This is a genomic window from Neobacillus sp. PS3-12, from assembly GCF_030915385.1.
GTDB lineage: Bacteria > Bacillota > Bacilli > Bacillales > Cytobacillaceae > JAEVLT01.
Map to the genome: position 1 here is coordinate 2,235,055 of NZ_CP133268.1, position 21,349 is coordinate 2,256,403.

18 protein-coding genes and 3 pseudogenes are annotated in these 21,349 nt (G+C 38.6%); 15 read left to right on the top strand and 6 right to left on the bottom strand.

Annotated features, from left to right (window positions below; all coding sequences use genetic code 11):
• Positions 1-17 precede the first annotated feature (17 nt).
• From RCG17_RS11330 to mngB, 7 genes and pseudogenes are all read left to right on the top strand, one after another.
• Complete coding sequence (locus RCG17_RS11330) at positions 18-713, top strand: DUF969 domain-containing protein (protein WP_308175251.1); 696 nt, start codon at positions 18-20, stop codon at positions 711-713.
• A 14-nt stretch (positions 714-727) separates the two neighbouring features.
• Entirely contained in the window at positions 728-1,696 is a 969-nt protein-coding gene (locus RCG17_RS11335; protein ID WP_308175252.1) for a DUF979 domain-containing protein, read from the top strand.
• A gap of 30 nt (positions 1,697-1,726) precedes the next feature.
• Positions 1,727-2,374: a pyroglutamyl-peptidase I gene (gene pcp / locus RCG17_RS11340; RefSeq protein ID WP_308175253.1), complete on the top strand. Its 648-nt coding sequence runs from the start codon at positions 1,727-1,729 to the stop codon at positions 2,372-2,374.
• A gap of 179 nt (positions 2,375-2,553) precedes the next feature.
• Positions 2,554-2,699, top strand: a pseudogene (locus tag RCG17_RS11345) (PTS sugar transporter subunit IIA); the annotation flags it as partial.
• A gap of 241 nt (positions 2,700-2,940) precedes the next feature.
• Complete coding sequence (locus tag RCG17_RS11350) at positions 2,941-3,669, top strand: MurR/RpiR family transcriptional regulator (RefSeq protein ID WP_308175254.1); 729 nt, start codon at positions 2,941-2,943, stop codon at positions 3,667-3,669.
• 139 nt (positions 3,670-3,808) lie between these two features.
• Positions 3,809-5,755 (top strand): PTS 2-O-a-mannosyl-D-glycerate transporter subunit IIABC, encoded by a 1,947-nt coding sequence (gene mngA, locus RCG17_RS11355; RefSeq protein WP_308175255.1) that lies wholly within the window; start codon positions 3,809-3,811, stop codon positions 5,753-5,755.
• Between the two features lie 54 nt (positions 5,756-5,809).
• The gene (gene mngB / locus RCG17_RS11360; RefSeq protein WP_308175256.1) at positions 5,810-8,419 is read left to right on the top strand and encodes a mannosylglycerate hydrolase; all 2,610 of its coding nucleotides are present in this window, start codon (positions 5,810-5,812) and stop codon (positions 8,417-8,419) included.
• A gap of 92 nt (positions 8,420-8,511) precedes the next feature.
• On the opposite strand, the gene RCG17_RS11365 is transcribed toward mngB, so the two are convergent.
• On the bottom strand, positions 8,512-9,444 hold the full coding sequence (locus RCG17_RS11365; RefSeq protein ID WP_308175257.1) for a hypothetical protein: 933 nt from the start codon (positions 9,442-9,444) through the stop codon (positions 8,512-8,514).
• Between the two features lie 74 nt (positions 9,445-9,518).
• On the opposite strand from RCG17_RS11365, the gene RCG17_RS11370 reads away from it, so the two are divergent.
• Complete coding sequence (locus RCG17_RS11370; RefSeq protein WP_308175258.1) at positions 9,519-9,749, top strand: hypothetical protein; 231 nt, start codon at positions 9,519-9,521, stop codon at positions 9,747-9,749.
• Between the two features lie 39 nt (positions 9,750-9,788).
• Here RCG17_RS11370 and rfbB read toward each other — a convergent pair.
• The 4 genes and pseudogenes from rfbB to rfbA form a co-directional block, all read right to left on the bottom strand.
• A pseudogene (gene rfbB, locus RCG17_RS11375) lies at positions 9,789-10,773 on the bottom strand (dTDP-glucose 4,6-dehydratase).
• Positions 10,770-11,624 (bottom strand): dTDP-4-dehydrorhamnose reductase, encoded by an 855-nt coding sequence (gene rfbD, locus RCG17_RS11380; protein WP_308175259.1) that lies wholly within the window; start codon positions 11,622-11,624, stop codon positions 10,770-10,772. The pseudogene rfbB and the gene rfbD overlap by 4 nt, the downstream one beginning before the upstream one ends.
• Positions 11,621-12,187, bottom strand: coding sequence for a dTDP-4-dehydrorhamnose 3,5-epimerase (gene rfbC, locus RCG17_RS11385; RefSeq protein ID WP_308175260.1), 567 nt, complete (start codon positions 12,185-12,187; stop codon positions 11,621-11,623). Before rfbC ends, rfbD begins: the two co-directional genes overlap by 4 nt.
• Positions 12,188-12,203: 16 nt before the next feature.
• A pseudogene (gene rfbA / locus RCG17_RS11390) lies at positions 12,204-13,081 on the bottom strand (glucose-1-phosphate thymidylyltransferase RfbA).
• Positions 13,082-13,591: 510 nt separating this feature from the next.
• Here rfbA and RCG17_RS11395 point away from each other — a divergent pair.
• The 5 genes from RCG17_RS11395 (at position 13,592) to RCG17_RS11415 (ending at position 18,951) form a co-directional block, all read left to right on the top strand.
• Positions 13,592-14,272 (top strand): hypothetical protein, encoded by a 681-nt coding sequence (locus tag RCG17_RS11395; RefSeq protein WP_308175261.1) that lies wholly within the window; start codon positions 13,592-13,594, stop codon positions 14,270-14,272.
• A 229-nt stretch (positions 14,273-14,501) separates the two neighbouring features.
• Positions 14,502-15,476, top strand: coding sequence for an LCP family protein (locus RCG17_RS11400; RefSeq protein WP_308175262.1), 975 nt, complete (start codon positions 14,502-14,504; stop codon positions 15,474-15,476).
• A gap of 516 nt (positions 15,477-15,992) precedes the next feature.
• Positions 15,993-17,342 carry a L,D-transpeptidase family protein gene (locus tag RCG17_RS11405; protein ID WP_308175263.1) on the top strand — a complete coding sequence of 450 codons (1,350 nt, stop codon included), beginning with the start codon at positions 15,993-15,995 and terminating at the stop codon, positions 17,340-17,342.
• A 329-nt stretch (positions 17,343-17,671) separates the two neighbouring features.
• Entirely contained in the window at positions 17,672-18,148 is a 477-nt protein-coding gene (locus RCG17_RS11410; RefSeq protein ID WP_308175264.1) for a sigma-70 family RNA polymerase sigma factor, read from the top strand.
• Positions 18,149-18,720: 572 nt separating this feature from the next.
• A complete protein-coding gene (locus tag RCG17_RS11415; protein WP_308175265.1) occupies positions 18,721-18,951 on the top strand; it encodes a hypothetical protein in 231 nt (76 codons plus the stop codon).
• 749 nt (positions 18,952-19,700) lie between these two features.
• Here RCG17_RS11415 and RCG17_RS11420 read toward each other — a convergent pair.
• Positions 19,701-19,844 (bottom strand): DUF3789 domain-containing protein, encoded by a 144-nt coding sequence (locus RCG17_RS11420; RefSeq protein ID WP_308175266.1) that lies wholly within the window; start codon positions 19,842-19,844, stop codon positions 19,701-19,703.
• 240 nt (positions 19,845-20,084) lie between these two features.
• Here RCG17_RS11420 and RCG17_RS11425 point away from each other — a divergent pair, with 240 nt between their 5' ends.
• Positions 20,085-20,654 (top strand): Uma2 family endonuclease, encoded by a 570-nt coding sequence (locus RCG17_RS11425; RefSeq protein WP_308175267.1) that lies wholly within the window; start codon positions 20,085-20,087, stop codon positions 20,652-20,654.
• 514 nt (positions 20,655-21,168) lie between these two features.
• Positions 21,169-21,333 (top strand): ATP-binding protein, encoded by a 165-nt coding sequence (locus tag RCG17_RS11430; RefSeq protein ID WP_374120953.1) that lies wholly within the window; start codon positions 21,169-21,171, stop codon positions 21,331-21,333.
• Positions 21,334-21,349: the final 16 nt, after the last annotated feature.

Below are 21,349 nucleotides of genomic sequence, written 5' to 3' on the forward strand. Positions count from 1 at the left end.
ACAAAGGGGATCACACTGTGATTAAACTAATTGGAATCTTAATTGTTGCGCTTGGATTTGGCTTCCGTCTGAACACCTTGCTGGTTGTAATGGCATCGGGTGTAGCAACGGGCTTGGTTTCACATATGTCTTTTAACGAGATTATGGCAAAATTCGGTGAGATTTTTGTCACCAATCGGTATATGTCTCTTCCAATCATTCTTAGTCTTCCAGTGATTGGTTTGCTTGAACGTTATGGCCTGAAGGAAGTGGCAGCGTCATTGATTAAAAAAACAAAGGGAGCTACTTCGGGAAGGGTGATCCTATCCTATCAGCTCATCCGTGAAATAAGTGCATCGCTTGGTCTGAACATCGGAGGGCATGCCCAAACGGTTCGCCCGCTTGTTGCCCCAATGGCAGAAGGCGCTGCAACAGCAAAGCACGGGGAGCTTCCAGAAAAACTGCAGGAAGATATTAAAGCCCATGCTGCCGCATCTGAAAACATCGGCTGGTTTTTCGGTGAGGACATCTTCATTGCTACCGGAGCGATTCTTTTGATGAAAGGATTCTTCGATTCAGTCGGTTTGCACGTTGGGGTTTGGAATATGGCACTTTGGGGAATCCCTACCGCCATCAGCGCCTTTTTACTCTCATGGTGGCGCCTCCATACTTTGGACAAGCGTATTGAACGGGAAATGACCAAAAATAAAAATGCGAAAAGCAAGACTGCCTAAAGGAGGAGATCCATATGAATTTCATTACACTTGATTACATCTATTATCTGCTTGGAATTATTGTTGCATTGGTTGCGATCAAAATAGCCATGGACAAAAACCACCCAACCCGTATCGGATCATCCTTGTTTTGGGGAATTTTCGCTTTCACATTCCTTTTTGGAAAAGTTGTTCCTCCGACTGTCATCGGGTATCTTGTTTTGATTATGGTGATTTTAGCTTCATTGGGAAAAGTAAAGAACGGAAACCATGCCGAGGCGCCGAAAGAAGAAAGAGAAGCACATGCGTCAAAATTGAAAGGCAAGATTTTCATCCCAGCTTTAGTCATTCCGGTTTTTACTGTCATTGGTTCTCTCACACTTGGTAAAATCCACTTTGGAAAAAATAATTTGGTTGACCCTACCAATACAGCATTAATTGCGCTTGGTATTGCTACGATTCTAGCATTTTTGGCCGCTCAAGTGCTGACAAAAGCAAAGCCTTCTGCTGCTGTGCATGAAAATACCCGATTGATGGATTCCGTTGGTTGGGCGATCATTTTGCCGCAAATGCTTGCAGCACTCGGAGCCATCTTTGCCGCAGCAGGTGTCGGCGATGTGGTATCAAAGATGGTGGGAAATGTACTGCCAACGCAAATTCCATTTGTGGCAGTAGCCGCTTATTGTATCGGTATGGCTCTCTTTACAATGGTCATGGGGAATGCATTTGCCGCATTTGCCGTCATTACAGGCGGAATTGGTTTGCCGCTGATTGTGCACATGCATGGAGGGAATCCCGCCATCATGGCCGCCCTTGGAATGTTTGCCGAATATTGCGGAACCTTAATGACGCCTATGGCTGCAAACTTCAATATTGTGCCACCAATGCTTTTGGAATTAAAAGATAAAAATGCAGTTATTAAAGCTCAGATTCCCGTAGCCATACCATTGTTCGTCATTAATATGCTTTTAATGTACTTTTTGGTGTACCATTTTAAATTATAGAAAACGAATTTGATAAAAAAGGTGATTAAGATGAAAAAAGTCCTTGTCACAGGTTTTGACCCTTTTGGCGGTGATTCAGTCAATCCCGCCCTGGAGGCAGTGAAACAGCTAAATGGAAAAGTGATTTTCGGTTCGGTGATTGTAACCAAAGAAATTCCAACCGTTTTTGGAAAAGCGATTACTTTCCTTGAAGAAGCAATTGAGGAAATTCAACCTTATATGGTGGTCTGTGTCGGCCAGGCAGGAGGACGCCCGGTGATTACGCCGGAGAGAGTGGCAATTAATTTAAATGATGCCCGCATCCCTGATAACGATCACAATCAACCGATCGACAAGGAAATTGTTCCGGGTGGCCCAGTTGGATACTGGTCTACCCTTCCAATCAAGGCAATGGTAAAGAAAATGAACGACAACGGAATCCCTGCCACTGTTTCACATACAGCTGGAACCTTTGTCTGCAACAATATTTTCTATGGATTAATGCATTTTCTTGATTCCATTGGCAATTCCATTCGCGGAGGCTTCATCCATATTCCTTTTCTCCCGGAACAAGTTATCCACAACCCTGGCCAGCCAAGTATGGGGCTCGATACGATTGTAAAAGGACTTGAATTGGCCATTGAAGCCGCCCTGATGAATGAAAAAGATATTATTGCCGTCGGGGGAGAAATCAGCTAGTTTTGGTTTCAGATAATGCTAAGGGTAAAAAAAGATCCTGAACGTAATAGATCTAACATAGTTTTTTTCGTTGTATACATCGGGTAAGAAACCGGGCAAAAAACGCCCGTTTTTTTGTTCTCTATCATCCATTAAGCCTCATCCAGATCGTGTCATGGCAGAACAAGTGGAATTACGCTCCAGAGGAAGCAGCCGGAAACAAACACCTCAAAGTTCTACAAATGCTTTCACGCAAGCTCATGAATGAGGAATATTGCGAACAATTACTTGCGATTACACAAAAGAAGAAGCAATTGAACTATTAAGTCAAATCGAACAGAACTAACAGTAAAGGCTGAAAGGACAAAAATTGTTCTTTCAGCTTTTCTGCTTAATATACAAAATGCGATGGTGCATCTTACAAACATCCTGTCATCTTCAAATGAACAATCCTCTATTTTGTCTTTTCATGGTACCGAACGCCTTATTACCTGCCAGAAGAACTTCCCCATTTGCCCTTCTTTCAAAAAAACCACTCCTTTGCTATGATAATGGACAAGAGAACCGTCCCCTATAGAGGTGAAACCATGCAATTTGAAGAACGCATACATAAGTTTGAATACAAATTAAATGACACAGATGACCAAATTATTGACTATATCTTAAAAAATAAGCAGGATTTTGTTCACCAATCGATTCAAAGCCTTGCTGCCAATTTTTTTACCGTTCCAAATACGATTACAAGGCTTTCCAAGAAACTGGGATATGATGGTTTTTCCCAGTTAAAAAACAGCATGAAAGAAGAACTCAAGCCTTCACTGCCTCCCCAAGAGGAGGGAATTTATCATCATATCCAAAAAACCTTTGAACTAATTGATATGGAACGAATCGAAACAACGGCTAAATTGATTCATGATGCCAAGCGCGCCTTGTTTTTTGCCGTTGGCGACACAACCGTTTTCTGTGAAATGATGGTTCGAAATTTACGTGTTGCAGGAAAAACCGCTGAATTTTCGGTTCATCGCCATGAAATGATTCATATGATTGATCAAATGAATCAACATGATGTGCTGTTTTTAATCAGCTTCTCCGGTGAAACCAAACAAATCCTGGAAATGGCAGAGCTGGCCAAACAAAAGGAAAGCAATATCATTTCCTTAACCCATTTTTCACGTAACTCCCTTCAAGAAACAGCGGCGATTAACCTTTTTTGCTATGCACCGAAAAAAATAAAGAACGGCTACAATATCACCGATCGGACACCAGCTATGATTGTTTTACAAACTTTATCCCAATATTATTGGGACCATTACTAAATATGTGTAAAAATACACACCAAATCGGATAGCACTAATTCCTCTGTGTAAAAATAAGAAGAATTCATTTCTTCTTATTTTTTTTGATACGATAAATCCGTAAGATGAAAACACTTACAAAACGATTACGGAGGTATAAATGATGCAGCTACAAACACTTACCTCACCAAGACTAGTCAGCACTGGAAACACATTCGATTCTAAAGCAGAAGCGATCCAGTACTTAGTCAAACAACTCGGTGAAGCTGGAAAATTATATTCTGAAGATGAATTTCTTCAATCTGTATATGATCGGGAAAAACTTTCTCCTACTGGATTTGAAGGCGGACTTGCCATTCCGCACGGAAAATCGAAAGCGGTTAAAGAAGCAGCTTTTGCAGTGGCAACACTCAAAAGTCCGCTAACAGATTGGGAAAGTATCGATCCAAACAATAGAGTACAACTTGTTATTTTGCTTGCCATTCCAGAAAGTGAAGCAGGTTCAACACACCTTACACTACTTTCGGAATTTGTCACAAGACTCGCAAACGAATCGTATAAAAATGGTTTGTTAAACGCCAAAACAAATACGGAACTATTTGAGCAGCTGGACAAGACAGAATCCGCAGCGGAAACAAAAGCTGCAGCGAAACTCAATAAAACGATCTTAGCGATTACTGCTTGTCCTGCGGGGATTGCCCACACCTATATGGCAGCAGAGGCACTCAAGCAAGCTGGAAACGAACTAGGTGTTGATGTCTTTGTTGAAAAACAAGGGGCGAACGGGATTGAAGACCGTCATACAACTGCCCTTCTAAAAAAAGCAGATGCGATTATTTTTGCAAATGATGTAGCGATAAAAGAGGAAGAACGTTTCGCCCACTTACCAGCGGTGAAAACATCCGTTGCTGCACCATTGCGTAATGCAAAAGACTTGATTAAGCAGGCGCTCGAAAAAGCGGAAAGAATTCCAAAGAAGGCCTACAATCCTTCCCAAACCGCTGCGTCTTCTTCAGAAGACAATGACAAAAAATCATTTAAAACAGAAATTAAGGACTCATTATTAACCGGTATTTCCTATATTATCCCTGTTATTATTGCCGGCGGTATGACATTAGCAGTAGCAGTATTGATCTCTCAAACGTTTGGCCTTCAAGCCGTTTACAACAAAGAAGGTTCATGGCTTTGGTTACTAAGACAATTGGGCGGCGGAATGCTTGGACAATTGATGGTCCCAATCCTGGCAGCCTACATGGCCTATTCGATCGCTGATAAGCCTGCACTCGGACCTGGTTTTGCAGCCGGTATTGCAGCGAACCTAATTGGCAGCGGTTTCCTTGGAGGGATGCTTGGCGGTTTTCTAGCCGGTTTCTTCTTAAAGTTTTTAAAGAAAAAAGTAAAGCCAAAAGGAACTTTCGCAGGATTTGTTAGCTTCTGGGTGTACCCTGTTGTTGGAACACTGGTCGTTGGTTCTATCATGTTATTTGTGATCGGAAAACCACTTGCTTTTATCAACCAAGGCTTAATCAGCTGGCTAAATGGACTTTCAGGCGGCAACGCCCTTTTATTAGGTGCCATTATTGGCGCAATGGTTTCATTTGACTTAGGTGGTCCTGTAAACAAAGCGGCCTATACATTCTGTATTGGGGCAATGGCAAACGGAAACTTTATTCCTTACGCAGCTTTCGCTTCTGTAAAAATGGTTTCAGCTTTCTCCGTTACATTTGCGACTATTATTGGTAAGAAATATTTTGACAAACAAGAGCAGGAAGTCGGTAAACAAACATGGCTGCTTGGTCTGGCTGGTATTACCGAAGGAGCCATTCCATTTATGATCAATGACCCATTCCGTGTAATTCCATCCTTGATCGCGGGTTCAGCAGTAACAGGTTCGATTGTGGCCTACTTCCATATCGGATTAAATGTTCCTGGCGCAGGAATTTTCTCCTTAGCATTAGTAAAAGGACAGCCAATCCTAGTAGCAGCAAGCATCTGGCTTGGTGCAGCATTACTTGGAGCAGTTATTTCTACATTCCTATTAATCGTAACGAGAAAAAGTAAGCTTAAAAAAAACAGTAATGACCAAATGACACAAAAAGTAGCATAAAAAATAAAGTGCCAAAGGGTCTATTCTTTTGGCACTTTCAGTTTGGAGGACATCATGAAAAAGGTTCATATCGTACCACATATGCATTGGGACAAAGAATGGTACTTTTCAACAGAAGAATCACGTATTTTACTTGTTAACAATATGGAAGAGATAATGGAAATGCTCGAGAATAATCCAGAGTATCCATACTATGTATTAGATGGTCAAACTTCGATCCTTGAAGATTATTTTGCGGTTAAGCCAGAAAATAAAGAGCGTGTCAAAAAACTTGTCCAAGAGGGAAAGCTCATCATTGGACCATGGTATACGCAAACAGATGAAATGGTAGTTGGCGGGGAATCAATTGTTCGAAATTTACTTTACGGACTAAAAGATTGTGAGGAATTTGGATCACCAATGATGATTGGCTACTTACCGGATTCGTTTGGCCAATCTTCGCAAATGCCCCAAATCTTAAATGGCTTTGATATCAAATATTCGATTTTTTGGCGTGGTACATCAGAGCGCCATGGTACAGACAAAACAGAATTTTATTGGGAAAGTACCGATGGATCTAAGGTTCTTGTTCAACTCTTGCCTCTTGGTTACGCGATCGGAAAATACCTTCCAGAGGATGAAGAAAAACTGAAAGAAAGAATCGATAAATACTTTACCGTTTTGGACAAAGGTGCGACAACGGAAAACCTGGTTCTCCCTAATGGCCATGATCAAATGCCGATCCAAAAAAATATTTTTACGATCATGGAAAAACTGCAGCATTTATATCCAGACCGTGAATTTTTCTTAAGCAAATATGAAAATGTCTTTGCCGAAATTGAAAAAAATCAAGCATTGCCAACCATTCAAGGTGAATTTTTAGATGGTAAATACATGCGTGTTCACAGAAGTATCTATTCTACCCGTATGGATATTAAAGCAGCCAATGCCCGGATTGAAAATAAAATCACGAATATCCTTGAACCATTGGCTTCCATTGCCTATTCATTAGGCTTCGATTACCATCATGGGTTGATCGAGCACATATGGAAGGAAATCATGAAAAATCATGCCCATGACAGCATCGGATGCTGCTGCTCCGATAAAGTTCATCTTGAAATCATGAACCGCTTCTTTATCGCCGAGGAAAAAACAGACCGTCTGATTGATTTCTATAAGCGTAAAATCACCGATTCAATTGAAACCGACCGGACAGAGGATCGTTTAACTGCGTTCAACCTCTTGCCATATGAACGGACTGAGGTCGTGACAACTACGGTGATTACAAAGCTGCCTTCCTTCTCTTTAGAGGATGAAGCAGGCAATATGATTCCATTTGAAGTCTTAACCAAAGAGGAATTGGACCCAGGATTGATTGACAGGCAAATTGTTCACTACGGCAACTATGATCCATTTTACAAATATACAATTCAATTAAAGGACTCCATTCCAGCGATGGGCTATAAAACGTATTTTGTTGTCGGTACAAAAAAATCGATGACCAATACCCTGGTTTCAAAGGACAGCGTTGAAACAGATTATTACACGGTAACAGTTAATCCAAATGGAACATTGAACATTTGGGACAAGAGGTTAGAAAAAGAATTTTCAAATGTACTTTTATTAGAAAACGGCGGCGATGATGGAGACGAATACGACTTCTCCCCGCTTCCTGATGAAAAGCTGATCTATAGTGATGCTGTAAACGCAGACGTCAAGATCGCTCAAAATCAGGACGAAGCCCAAATTGACATTCAATTAAAACTTGATGTACCTGGAAATCTCGAAAATAGACGCGTGCATCATGTTGACGGTTTTGTTGAAGTTCATTGGAAGGTAACGATTCCAAATCATCAGCCGATTGTAAAGGTTGAAGCGGAAATGAACAATCAAGCAAAAGATCACCGCCTGCGCACCTTGATTCCAACCGGAATAGCTTCCAGCTTCTCGGTATCTGATAATCAATTCGGACTGATTAAACGAGACGTATATGATTCAGCGATGGATGTCTGGGAAAAAGAAAACTGGGATGAGCGCCCTGATTCGATTTATCCAATGCTTTCTTTTGTTGGCTTATCAGATGAGGAACATGGTGTCAGTGTGTTAACCAATAGCACGAGGGAGTATGAAATTGTTGGGGATAATCACGATACGATTGCCTTAACCCTATTCCGCTGTGTGGGCTTTCTTGGAAAAGAAGAGATGTTAAGAAGGCCAGGACGCCCATCTGGTATCAAACTGCCTACGCCTGATTCGCAAATGATTGGGAAACTAAAGCTTAATTTTGCAGTTACAACCCATAAAGGTTCAACCATCAACGCAAATCTTGCACGAACAGCAAAAGAATACAATACACCAATCCAGACATATAATAAAATACCGTTTAATGCAATGAAACTAAATCCATCAGGGATTATGGTACCAATGCATTATAGTTTGCTGCAAGAAACTAGCCATGACACAGTCCTAAGCACACTGAAAAAAGCAGAAAAAGAAGATCGATTTGTTCTCCGTTTCTTTAACCCAACTGAAACAGAACGTCAGGGATCTTTTACCCTTAATCTTACAGTGGACAATATAAATGAAGGAAACTTAAACGAAAAGGAAATTAGTCCATTGCAAATAGAGAACAATCACTTCTCCATTCCGCTTAAACAAAACCAAGTGAAGACAGTATTATTTTAATGGAAGTTAGCAAAAAAAGCCTAATCTTTATTTTTGAAGATTAGGCTTTTTGGTTAGATCAAACAATTAGAACCGTCCCGATGTTTCTTAAACTACTTTTTATCTTTCAAGCATTTTTCAGGGTCAATTTTAATTGGTTCCCATTTATCCTCACGAGTCTTTTTATATTGAGCAAACAAAATATCTGTATCATTCGTTAATTCAATAAAGACAAAACGATATTCGTTACCATCAGTACCCACAAAATCAATGTTCTTAAAGTAGCCATCTTTCTTTGTTGGCCATCTTTTTTTCACTAGCTTACACCAACCACCATACTCAACATCTACGACTGCTTCTGCATCATGCTGCCAAAGGTGATAGGCGGCGCAGAGAAAGTCCTCTCCCGTTAAGGTAATATCCTCAATTTTATACATATTTTTTTCCTTCTTAATAGAGACATATCCATAATAATAGGCAAAATAAGTAAGGTTCTTGGAGGACCCCTCAATGGTTTCCAGCTCAATAAAAAACTGGATGGTTTGTGGATGGCCCTTAACAGGTGATTTATTTAATTTGATTAGATTCGTATGTCCGATTCCTTTGAAAGAGTGAAGATAAGAAGGATAAGATACCTTTTTCTGATATTCCTTTGTTAAAAAATTATAGGCGACAGGATAAGGCGTTCTAGCCATGCCCACTGTTCCGCAACCACCCATTTGATTTTTGGTAAGATTTTCAGCCTCTCGAAGGATACTGAAGTAATGAATAATGGTATTTTCCGGCGTATTCATAAGTGAAGCTGGAAGTACAATTTCATCATGTGGTTTTTCATCATATAGATCAAAAAACTGAAAATCCATGACTCGATTATTTAAAATAGAAAGGCAAGAAGGGCGAAAATACTTTTCAATATCCCTCATTCTATATTCACTTTTAGGTTCCTTTGCACGTGTTTTAGCAGTCTGGCTTTGAAATTTTGCTCCCATAACAAGCTTATCCTTCTTTTTGCGATGCCCCATTGTAAACTTATTAAACAACTTCACTGCTTCTCCCCATCTCGTTAACAAAGAAGAACGTTTTTAACTAAGGTATGAGGAAATTCGGTGGAAGTGCATATTTGGAAAATACCAAATTTACAATGGTTGAAATTACAGTATTCCTTTTAAACATGTTGGAAGTAGATAAAGCCGTTTTTGATGGGAAAAAGGAAGAGTCTTTTTGTGTGACTACGCTGATAACAAAGATGAAACAACAACTTGACTGCAATAGATTTCAAATACAATCTTTACTTAATTCTTGTAAAAATAAAAGGGATAGAAAGCTTTCTGATTTGATCCCAATAAAGTAGGAAAGACAAAACCTGGCTAGGAAATACAGGAAATGTCCTTCATGAGTAACCGAATTGCCCCCACCACCACTCATTGTCAAGATACCACCGAACAGTCTGAGCGATTCCTGTCTCAAATGTATAAGTAGGTTTCCATCCTAGCTTTTCCAACTTAGTAGGATCAATGGCATAGCGCTTGTCATGGCCCAAACGGTCTGCGACAAATTCAATAAGATCTTCGGACTTTCCTAAAGCACTTAAAATAGTTTTAACAACTTCTAAATTGGTACGTTCATTGTGTCCACCGACATTATAAACTTCTCCATTAACGCCTTCATGTAAAACTAAATCAATCGCTGTACAATGATCAAGTACATGTAACCAATCTCGAATATTTTTCCCATCACCGTATACTGGAACTTTCTCATCATTTAGGACACGAGAAATAGTCAATGGTATCAGTTTTTCTGGAAAATGGAACGGACCATAGTTATTGGAGCAACGAGTAATATTAATGGGAAGACCATATGTCTCATGATAGGCTCGAACCAATAAATCAGACGATGCTTTACTTGCACTATACGGACTATTTGGCTGCAACGGGGTTTCTTCCGTAAAGAATGTCGACGGATCAAAATCTAATTCACCATACACTTCATCTGTAGATACATGAAGAAACTTTGCGACCCCTATTTCTTTAGAAGCATCAAGTAACACTTGAGTCCCCATCACATTTGTTCGTACAAAAATTCCCTGATCCGTAATGGAGCAGGTCCACATGACTCTCTGCCGCAAAGTGGACAACAAAATCGAAACTTTCCTTTTGAAAAAGAGAAAAAATAGCTTCACGGTTAGCAATATCTGCTTTTACAAAATGATAATTTTCTTTATGCTCTATATCTTTATGCTTCGTTAAATCTCCAGCATACGTGAGCAAATCTAAATTAAATATTTCATATTGTGGATATTTATTCACCATGTATTGTACAAAGTTTCCTCCGATGAACCCTGCGCCACCTGTGACAAGAATCTTTTTCTGTGTCATTGTTCCACCTCATGTAATTGTTTCAAATAGTGATGTAATGAATCTTGCCAATTAGGCAATGGCTTAAACCCATTGTCAATCAACTTCTGCTTAGACAATCGAGAATTTTTTGGTCGTGCTGCTCTTGTTGGATACTCTTCAGTTGGTATTGAATTGACCTTAACCCCTTTTCCTGACAAACGAAAAATTCCTCTCGCAAATTCAGCCCAACTGCAAAATCCTTCATTCGTTGCGTGATAAATTCCATACTTTTCTGTCTGGATCATATCGACTAACAATCTAGCTAATTCATACGTATACGTAGGCGAACCAACCTGGCCTCCAACCACATTCAACACAGCTCTAGTTTCTGCCAAACGTAGCATGGTTTTAACAAAGTTGTTTCCATTCATGCCGAATACCCATGATGTCCGCACAATAAACCAATCATTTAAAATACTGTGGACAGCTTTTTCACCTTCAAGCTTTGTAAGTCCATAGTATCCTTTTGGTTCTGATTGATCCTTTTCAACAAAAGGAATATCTCCTTCTCCATTAAACACATAATCCGTACTTATATACATAAATTTTGAGTTTACATTTCTGGCTGCAATGGAAAGATTCTTTGTACCCTCAACATTCACTTTCCAACAATTATCCCTGTCTTCTTCTGCCTGATCTACTGCTGTATAAGCCGCACAATGGATGATTGCATCTGGTTTCACATTTCCAATATATTGATAGACGAAAGCTTCATCCGTAATGTTCAAATCTTTTGAACCTACACCTATCATATCAAATCCTCTGTTTAAGCCTTCACGAACAACGTCATAGCCAAGTTGTCCCGAATACCCTGTAACTAATATTTTCATAGCTTACCCTCATAAATAAAATTGTTATCTGCTTCTTCGAGAAAAGGTGCCTTTTCATCCTTACCTGATAACACTGGTTTCATATCAATGGGCCACTCGATTCCAATGGATGGGTCATTCCAAATAATACCTCTATCACACTCTGGCGCATACAGTTCATCTACCTTATACTGAACCTCCACATCGTCAGTTAATGTGATAAAGCCATGAGCAAAGCCTTTTGGAATGAATAGTTGTTTCTTATTCTCTGCAGTTAATTCTATTCCAAACCACTTTCCAAAGGTAGGACTTCCCTTGCGAATATCGACAGCAACATCAAAAATGGATCCTCTTGTACATCTAACCAATTTTGTTTGTGACTTTGGGTGCAATTGATAATGTAGTCCTCTTAAAGTACCTTTCACTGCAGAAAATGAATGATTATCTTGAACAAAATTTAGATCAATTCCAGTTTCTTTAAAAATAGCATCATTATATATTTCCATAAACCAGCCGCGATGATCACCAAATACTTTAGGCTCTATAACCTTCACTCCAGGTATACTTGTATCTAAAATATTCAACTTTAAGCACCCCAAATCAATACTTGATTTCCCCAATTGCTACTTTTAACAGATACTGTCCATATCCTGTTTTAGAGAATTTTTTAGCGGACTCAATGAGCTCTTCTTTATCAATCCACCCATTTATATAGGCGATTTCTTCCGGTGCAGCAATTTTTATCCCTTGGTGTTCCTCAACCGTTTTAACAAAGTTTGTTGCCTCTACTAAACTCTGATGCGTCCCTGTATCTAACCATGTAAATCCACGTCCAAGCAGTTCAACTTCTAATTCCCCCATATTTAAATACGCTTCAATAATCGAGGTGATTTCCAATTCTCCTCGAGCAGAAGGCTTAACATTTTTGGCAATTTCCACAACCTGATTATCGAAAAAATATAAACCAGTGATCGCGTAATTTGATTTAGGAACTTTAGGCTTCTCCTCAACACTAAGCACTTTTCCATGATGATCAAATTCAACAACCCCATACCGTTCCGGGTCTTGCACATGGTATCCAAATACGGTAGCCCCCTTTCTTTTTGAGCAGCTCTTTGAAGAATTTTTCTCATACCGCTACCATAATAAATGTTATCGCCTAATATCATTGATACTGAATCGTTACCGATAAACTCTTCACCAATTAAAAAGGCCTGACCTAGTCCATCCGGGCTTGGTTGAACTTTATATTGAAGATGAATGCCAAACTGAGACCCGTCACCTAATAACGACTTAAATCTTGGGGTATCTTCTGGAGTTGAAATAATCAATATCTCCTTAATACCTGCTAGCATTAAGGTTGAAAGCGGATAATAAATCATTGGTTTATCATAAATCGGTAATAGCTGTTTACTAGTTACCATCGTTAATGGATATAGTCGCGTACCACTACCTCCGGCTAAGATAATACCTTTCACCTTTTTTTACCTCCTATGATTATATCTAGTTAGCAATATCTTCCTTGTGAAAAGGACACGTAAGATTTGCCCCACTGTGGCCTCTACATTACATATTTAATAAACTGTCTTTTTATGTGTTTACGCTGCCAGAGCCTATATAACTAAAAAGGGATGTATATGATACTGCGATGGAGGTCTGGGAAAAAGAAAACTGGATGAGCGCTCGGATTCGATTTATCCAATGCCTTCCTTTGCTGGTTTATCATATGAAGAACATGGTGTTAGTGTTTTAAACAATTACACAAGAGCACAAAAAAGAAACAAGATCAATATTTGTAAGGTTTAACAGGGGCACTCTTTCAAAGAGTGCTTTTTTATGTTGTTTTCAACTCTTTATACCAAAAAAGCCAATTAGAATAGCCAAAATGATTAATCTCCGCAAATGTGCAGATTTTTTAAAAATTTTGTAAGTAAAAAATATGGAAATAATAGTGAATGATGTAAAATTGGAATAGAGCATGTAAACTGATGGGGGGGCATATCATGGGGTTTAAAAAGTTTAATAAAATAAATACATGGTTACTCATAGTAGAATTTGTCGTCGCTTTAGCAGTGATTCTAATAGGGCAACACACATTCAGTTCTAATAGACCTGTAAACAAGAATGATACCTTTGAGGTTAAAAAAGATAAAAAGGCTGTTGAAAATTCACAAAATGGAAAAAGCAGTGAAACTGAAGTCTTAAACAATTTAAAGGCTGACAATACAGGAAATAATCAAGACCAACAACAAAGTCCAAATGTAGCACCAAGCACTGCCAACTCAACATCTGCTATACAAAATACTGAAAAATCAACGGCTAAAACTTCATCGAAGCTTACAAGCTCTACAGGTTCGGTACATACTATTACTAAAGGAACAAAAACACCAACAGCTAAAACTTCAACTAAATCGACAACAAATGCGATTGCTTTACCAACGGAGACAACAAAACCGACAACAGAAGCACAACCAACCAAGTCACAGACTACTACCTTAGAACAACCAACACCAGAGCCGTCCGCAGCAACAAGTGATTCTAGTGTACCAAGTGACTCGAATGTATCAAGTGACTTAAATGTACCAAGTGACTCAAGTGTACCTGCGGACAAGCAATCAACAATTAACGATTCAGCCACGGTAACAACGGATCCTGCCCCAAGTAAGTAATCCTGGCCAGGGTCCTTCCCCCTCTCCTTTAATCTCATTTCCAATATTTTATCTGTTTTTCATCAAACAAAAAAAGTTTGTTTGCTATTCTGTCTCTAAATATATTAATATTTTTTATACCAAATTTTGTTTGTGTGGTGACATGCAGGAATTTTGAAGTTACACTAGGTTTAGTGCAAAAAAACTATTTTTTTGTAAAAAAATGCTAGGATTTCGTGGAGGAAGATGTATGAGGTCAGAGAAAAAACGTAAGGGTAAAGGGAAGGTAATTGGTTTTAGTCTTTTAGGAATTGTTATCCTAGCAGCGGCTGCTATAGGATTTGAATACAACCAGCTTCAACCAAAGAATCATTTTAAAACGATTCCTGTTGCTTCCAACCCAAGTGGAAAAGGTAAGACAAAATCAGAACCACAAAGCAAAACGGATAGCGTTCCGCCGTTTAATATTTTATTGATGGGGTCTGACCAGAGACCTGGCCAAACGATCGGACACTCCGATACAATGATGCTGATGCATGTGGATTTAAGCAAAAATGAGATAAATGCTGTTAGTATCCCTCGTGATACCCGTGTCCATTTAGATGGTTATGGATATACAAAATTAACAAGTGTACAATACATTTTACAAGCAAAAAAAGGAACCAAACAAGGGATCGAAGAGGCCGTTCAAGCGATTAGTAATTTAACAGGAGTGCCGATTAATTACTATGCTGAAACCAATTTTGAAGGTTTTAAATCGATGGTCGATATATTGGGCGGTATCCAAATGGATGTACCAATGGATGTCAATATTGGCTCGCAAACCATTAATACTGGCAGTCATTTTCTTGATGGAAATACGGTATTAGCACTAGTCCGTGAACGACATTCCCTTGCAAATGGGGATTATGGCAGACAGCTGCTTCAATTGGAGGCACTAAAAGGGATTGCCAAAGGCGCATTAAGCAAGGATAAAATTTCAAAATTGCCTTCTTTAGCAAGTTCCGCTTCAAGTTATATTATTGATACTAATATTTCAACTTCTGATATGGTTAGTCTGGGTCTTGCTGCCAAAAACTATGATTTTAGCAAACAAGTAAATTACCAGCAGCTTACCGGCGTTGGTGAGAAGTTGTATGATGACATTCTTAAAGCAAAAAATGATGAAATCGTGATTGACCCGCAGCAGATAAAAGATGTTATTGCAAAGGATTTCCAAAACTAAGAAAAAGAATTAAAAAACTCAATTAAAATGATAGAATCCCTTTTGTGCAGATCGCTAGCCTATACGCACAAGAGGGATTACCTTTGATTTTATTAAGTAAAAAGCCTAATCTTCTATTTGTTTTGAAGGTTAGGCTTTTTGGTGTTTACCTATTTACTTATCAACTGTACGAGTTTCTCTCAATTTTTACTATGATTAAATTAGAAAATAGATTTTCATAGAATCAGGAAAGGCAGGTTATTTGATACATGTTGAACCAAATAAATCTACTTCAACAAAAGATAACCATAAACAAATCTATAAATTTCCTGATTTTAGCGTTCTTCCATTTATCCCATGGCTTTTATAAAGTATGATAATACTAAAATAAAACGAAACTTGGTAACACATCTCGTTTGCCAAAAAGCAAATGGCTGTCAAAAGGTTAATCTTTCGAGACGCACCCTTTTGCTTATCGCAACGAATGGTTTCCTTGTTCTTTAGAGATCAAACTGACACCTATGGGAGGAGAAGAAGATGAAGAAAAGACCCTGGATCGTAACATTGGCAGGCGTGATTGTTTTAAGCGGCTGTTTCGGAGGTTATAAAGTTTATGCCAGCCATATGGAGCAAAAACACTTCCAAGAAGCACAAGCCACCATCAATGATCTATTTAAGGATAAAGAGCACAAAATTCTTGCTGCAAATGTTAAACCATCTTTAATAAAAAAAGATCAAAAGAAAATTTCACTCTTGAAAGATAAAAACGACAAAAATAAATTAATAAAAGAATTAGAGAAAGCTAGCGTTCTTTTAGACAATGAAACAACAGCAAAGAAGAACGTCAACGAATGTTTAAAGGATGGCATACTGGCTGATGGGGTAACAGAGAGCCAGTTAGACGAAGCTCAGAAATTGGTTTTAGTGCTAACAGACCCTACGCTGAAAGCCAATTTACAAAAGAAACTGGATGCAGCAAAAACACAATATACTGCTCAAGTAAACGCGGTAAAATCGGTCTTTGCTTTGTTTACCGATGGTACTCATTCTGCTTTAGCGGATCAAGTTAATAGAGATTCCTACAACGCTTCAAAAAAGCTGGCAGAAGCAGTTCAAAATCAAGCAAAGAAGAAAGAACTAACGGATCTTTTAGCAAATGTTGACACCTTGCTAACGCAAAAAGAAAAAACAGAGGCAGATGCTGAAATAAAGGCTAAAGCTGCTGCAGCCCAAACCAGCACGGCACCTAGTACTTCTTCCGCAAGCACTTCGAAGCCAACAGCACAAGCCCAACCAACGGGGTTTGCGGGAATCGTGGCGAATTCGAAAACTGCGCAGAAAACGGACCAAATTGTAACGGTTGTTGGAAGCGGCACAACAGCAAATGTAACCTTATGGGAAAAAAGCAATAATCAGTGGGGAGAAGCTTTTTCAACAAGTGGGATGGTCGGTTCCCAAGGCATTGGACAAGCCACTGAAGGCTCCGAACATACTCCAAAGGGAGCCTATACATTAGGCTTTGCATTTGGCCAATCCAATCCAGGGACCAAATTACCGTTCCGGCATATTACACCGAATAGCTATTGGATCAGCGATGTAAATAGCAATCTTTATAATACTTGGCAGGAAGGGAATTTTTCCGGCAACGGAAATGAGCATTTGGCGGATTATGAGAATCTACAATACTATTATGCGATTGTGATTAATTACAACATGAATGCGGTAAAAGGAGCCGGTTCTGGATTTTTCCTACATGTCAGCAACGGTCAGCCCACAGCCGGCTGCGTAGCGGTTCCTAAAAGTTATATGGAACAATTCATGACACGGATTCTTTCAGGCGCCTATATCATCAATGTCACAAGTGAAAATGAAGTAGCAAACTATTAAAGGTACTTATAAATGCGTTAACTTCCATAATCTATTTTTTAGTCGGCTAATGGCCGACTTTTTTTATTAATTGTTAGATTTTTTCGTTATTTTGGGATGTTTATAGTAACGTCTCCTTTTTTTTTGCCCTTTTCCGAAATTCAGCTACTTTTTGATGAAAAACGTGATTTTCTTTTCCCAAGTTCACTTTTCATCATGATTTTCTTACTGTTACTTGTTTTTTTGGCTTCAAAAGTGGTTTTGGTGAAGTCGCTGCCTTTTTCCATTCCATGTATGGTAGAGATACCCGGGAATACATTGGAAGCGCGCGATCCAGAAGGAATTCACACATGGAAAGCTTTGAGCAATTAGCAGTCCAATATCAGCCAATGATCCACAAAATTATCAACTCCTTAAATATCTATAAAAATATTGATGAATTCTATCAAACTGGTTTAATCGCACTTTGGGAAGCACAGCAATCCTTTAAAGAAGAAAAAGGCAGCTTTTCCGGCTTTGCCTACTCTACGATCAAAGGCAGAATCCTTAACCAATTAACAATGGAAAAAAAGCAAGAGGAAAGAATGGTCTATCCGGAAGAAGCTTATTGGGAAATGGTTGAAGATCACCCCACTGACCTGATTTCTGATTTAATTATGACTTATGGAAAAAACCTCTCAGAAAGGGAAACAAAGTGGTTAATTAAAGCCTGTTTCAACGGACTATCTATCAAGGAAATCGCCAAAAGTGAACATATCTCCATATCTGCCGTTAAAAATTGGCGTTCAGATGCCAGAAATAAACTGCGGGAACAGCTTTTAATATAATTCAACCCTATATAGTGTCAGATATATGGAATGAAAAATGAAGGGATAGATGAGCAGATTAGATGTTGCTACATCTATCCTTTTTTGCACTACAAATGACCTCATTTACAACAAAAACAGCTTAAAAAGATGATTGCTGCTAGTGTTTACCCTGGTCTGCGTGTGGTGCCGCCGGCCATAGGCATTCCACCTCTTATATACAGACATTGTCATTAAAAGGACATGGTTTATGTAAAAAAAAATTCAATCAAACGTTTGATTAAAAAAATTTAGTGGAGTATATATAATCTTTTATGAAGTGGTCTCTGTAGTAATCTCTGGTATTGCTCGGGTCAGCAGTGTACATTGGATCGTTCAGTTGGATACCATGGATGGAACTTCTAGATCCAATCGTCCCAAATATCAAAATCACATCCTTTTTTTAGAAATAGAAAAATTTTCATGAATGAACATGTCTTTTTTACCTTTCCAAATGTATATAAACGGTGAATGGGTGGTGCCATTTTATTCTAGCAATACAGAACACTGTGAGGCAAAATAGACTTTTGAAATCGGACTAGGAGGAGATATTTTTGGAAATTGGAAGTCTACAAGTGGAGTTTCCCGAGGAGTTTCGGCCTTGCGTCCATAGTTTAGTAGGGGCTACACTGCAGGAAAAAATAAGAATTGCCTTAACTATGGAACTATTTTTACGATCAAAGATAAATATTGAAACGGCTGTTGAGTTATCCGGTCAATCACCTGCCCATTTTGTTGAACTATCTCGCTCTATGTTGGCCCCTTGGATGAAGGAATTTTTATAATTTTAAAAGACAGTAAGGGCCCCTTACTGTCTGTCTAATCGTTCAATATCTGTTTCTACTTTGTAAACTCTTTTATTTAATACTTCAGTTTTATCATCGATATGATCAACAATTTTATCTGTGTATAATCCTAAACTATCGACAAGGTTCTTTGTAATTTTTCTTGCCCAACTTCCAGTCTGTTCTGTCCTTGTTTCAATTCATTTATGTCTACGCACATTTCTTTTAATTCATTCAAAATTTGTTTTAAGATTTCCTCTACAAATTTCTCTCCCGCCCATTTGCCTTTGGGATCCCTAAATACTCCTTCAAAGCTAAACGTACATTCTCACCCCATATTAAAAAACAATTCAAATATTGTCGAGAACTTATTTAATATAGATGACAATATCCATCAACCTTTTAATAACTTTTTTGATATAGTTATTAAAACTAGTTTGCGAACGCATTTATTTATATATTCAAGACCATCCATGAATCAACAAATTATACTCTACCACTAATATTGGGAGTTGATATGAATGGAGAGGGAAGAGAATTTCTTAGGTGGATTACTTTGGGGCATATCACTGAGTGTTCCGTTATGGATTGCGTTTATTGGCTGGTTAAAATTGATTATGGATCACATCTAAAGTTAATTGAAATACATGTATAAAGGCGCCAAAGTTCTCGAATAAAGAGGACTTTAGCGCCTTTTATTTATCTAGGAAAGGTAGATTAATCTTAGTACCCGTTCAATAATGTTTCAGCTATTTCTTATCATCTTGTTCAATGTAATTGTCTTCTAGATACTCTTCCAAATGTTGATCACCTTTTTTTGCAGCAAACATGAGACTCATGATGATAATCGTAACAAAGGAACCGCAAAATAGACCAGCTAAAAATAAGAGCATCTCCTCTCCCCCAATGCCAATTCGGTTTCACCAAGTACTCTCCTATATACTTGTATATCCAAATTCTACTTAGTTATAACCAAAACAATTGTCAAAGTTTGTTTAATGATTCTACACTACTCTGTCCCCTCCAAATTAACAAATCTAATAATTTGTCTTTTTGCGGTGCCTGACACTGATATTCCTCTACTTTTCTTTTTTCTGTTAAGATAAAAATAAAATAAAAGGGGGTGATTGATCATGGATATCCAAAGAAATGAAAGCGAACGATACACCTTTCAAGACTATCTCCAATGGGACGATGGAAAACGATATGAAATCATTGATGGCGAACCGATCCTTCTTGCTGCTCCAGGCAGGAAACATCAAGGAATTGTTTCTTTTTTAACAACCGAATTTAATCTTTATCTAAGAGATAAGAATTGCAAGGTGTACCCTTCTCCATTCTCCGTTCGTTTCTCCGAAACGGATGATTTTAATGAAGCAGACAATGTGTTTGAACCTGATTTTTCAATTGTACGCAATCCAAGTCAATTGGATGAATATGGATGCAAGGGAGCACCTGATCTTGTCGTTGAAGTCTTATCCCCTTCTACTTCCAGAAATGATCGAGTGAAAAAATACAATACGTATCAGCGTTACGGGGTGAAAGAATATTGGATCATTGATCCTTATAATGAAACGGTTGAAATTTATTCATGGCACGAGGGGACCTATCAACGATGGAATGCCTATGGACGTGAAGATACCATTACATCCCGTCAATTTAGCGATTTGAGCATTATAGCTGAAGATATGTTTTCTTATTAGAGCTGGGACGTTCCCGGCTCTATTTCTTTTTAGTGCCCTCGGCCATGGGGGATGGGGTGGGCAGGCACAACCGTGTCTGGCGTCAGCATAAACAACGTTCGGTAAATATATAATCTCACTTTTAACCTACATTATGAAGTAAAGGTTATCTAACTAACCAAGTTCTTATGTTTCATAGGCTTACGCCAAAAACCGCAAACATCCCGGATTTAGCGCAAAAGCCTTATGCAACAAACTGGCAGTTATCCTGCAAGATAACTGATTCCCTGACGTTAATATTGATCGGGGTTTACACCCCATACTATTCAGTTGCACTTCTATACAATACTATCACTTCATTCATCACTATTTATTAATCTAACAATCTTCGACTAATCTCGGGTTGTGACAGGCACGGGAATTATGAAAAAATTTATTATGAATCATTGGATTATATTTACAATGAAGGAAAACGGTTAGAGGCTCTTTCCTTCAAGCTGATGGATTTGATTCTTCTAAAAAAACAGGAGTTTAAATATTTGATCCGTTTTTTATGGTGGACAAAGCCAGATCAAGATCAAATGGAGGAGCGGGCATAGGACTAGCCATTTGCGCAGAAATTGTGAACCTTCATAATGGCCAAATAAGCGTAAGCAGTGAAGTAGGAATAGGTTCCATTTTTGAAGTAAGTCTCCCTTAAACTTTACAACTTGTTT

Coding starts and splice junctions, on each gene's coding strand:
- RCG17_RS11350 (WP_308175254.1), top strand. CDS start 2,941: ATGCAATTTGAAGAACGCATACATAAGTTTGAATACAAATTAAATGAC.
- RCG17_RS11405 (WP_308175263.1), top strand. CDS start 15,993: ATGAAGAAAAGACCCTGGATCGTAACATTGGCAGGCGTGATTGTTTTA.
- RCG17_RS11400 (WP_308175262.1), top strand. CDS start 14,502: ATGAGGTCAGAGAAAAAACGTAAGGGTAAAGGGAAGGTAATTGGTTTT.
- RCG17_RS11410 (WP_308175264.1), top strand. CDS start 17,672: ATGGAAAGCTTTGAGCAATTAGCAGTCCAATATCAGCCAATGATCCAC.
- rfbD (WP_308175259.1), bottom strand. CDS start 11,624: ATGAAAATATTAGTTACAGGGTATTCGGGACAACTTGGCTATGACGTT.
- mngB (WP_308175256.1), top strand. CDS start 5,810: ATGAAAAAGGTTCATATCGTACCACATATGCATTGGGACAAAGAATGG.
- pcp (WP_308175253.1), top strand. CDS start 1,727: ATGAAAAAAGTCCTTGTCACAGGTTTTGACCCTTTTGGCGGTGATTCA.
- RCG17_RS11420 (WP_308175266.1), bottom strand. CDS start 19,844: ATGCTCTTATTTTTAGCTGGTCTATTTTGCGGTTCCTTTGTTACGATT.
- RCG17_RS11335 (WP_308175252.1), top strand. CDS start 728: ATGAATTTCATTACACTTGATTACATCTATTATCTGCTTGGAATTATT.
- RCG17_RS11425 (WP_308175267.1), top strand. CDS start 20,085: ATGGATATCCAAAGAAATGAAAGCGAACGATACACCTTTCAAGACTAT.
- mngA (WP_308175255.1), top strand. CDS start 3,809: ATGATGCAGCTACAAACACTTACCTCACCAAGACTAGTCAGCACTGGA.
- RCG17_RS11395 (WP_308175261.1), top strand. CDS start 13,592: ATGGGGGGGCATATCATGGGGTTTAAAAAGTTTAATAAAATAAATACA.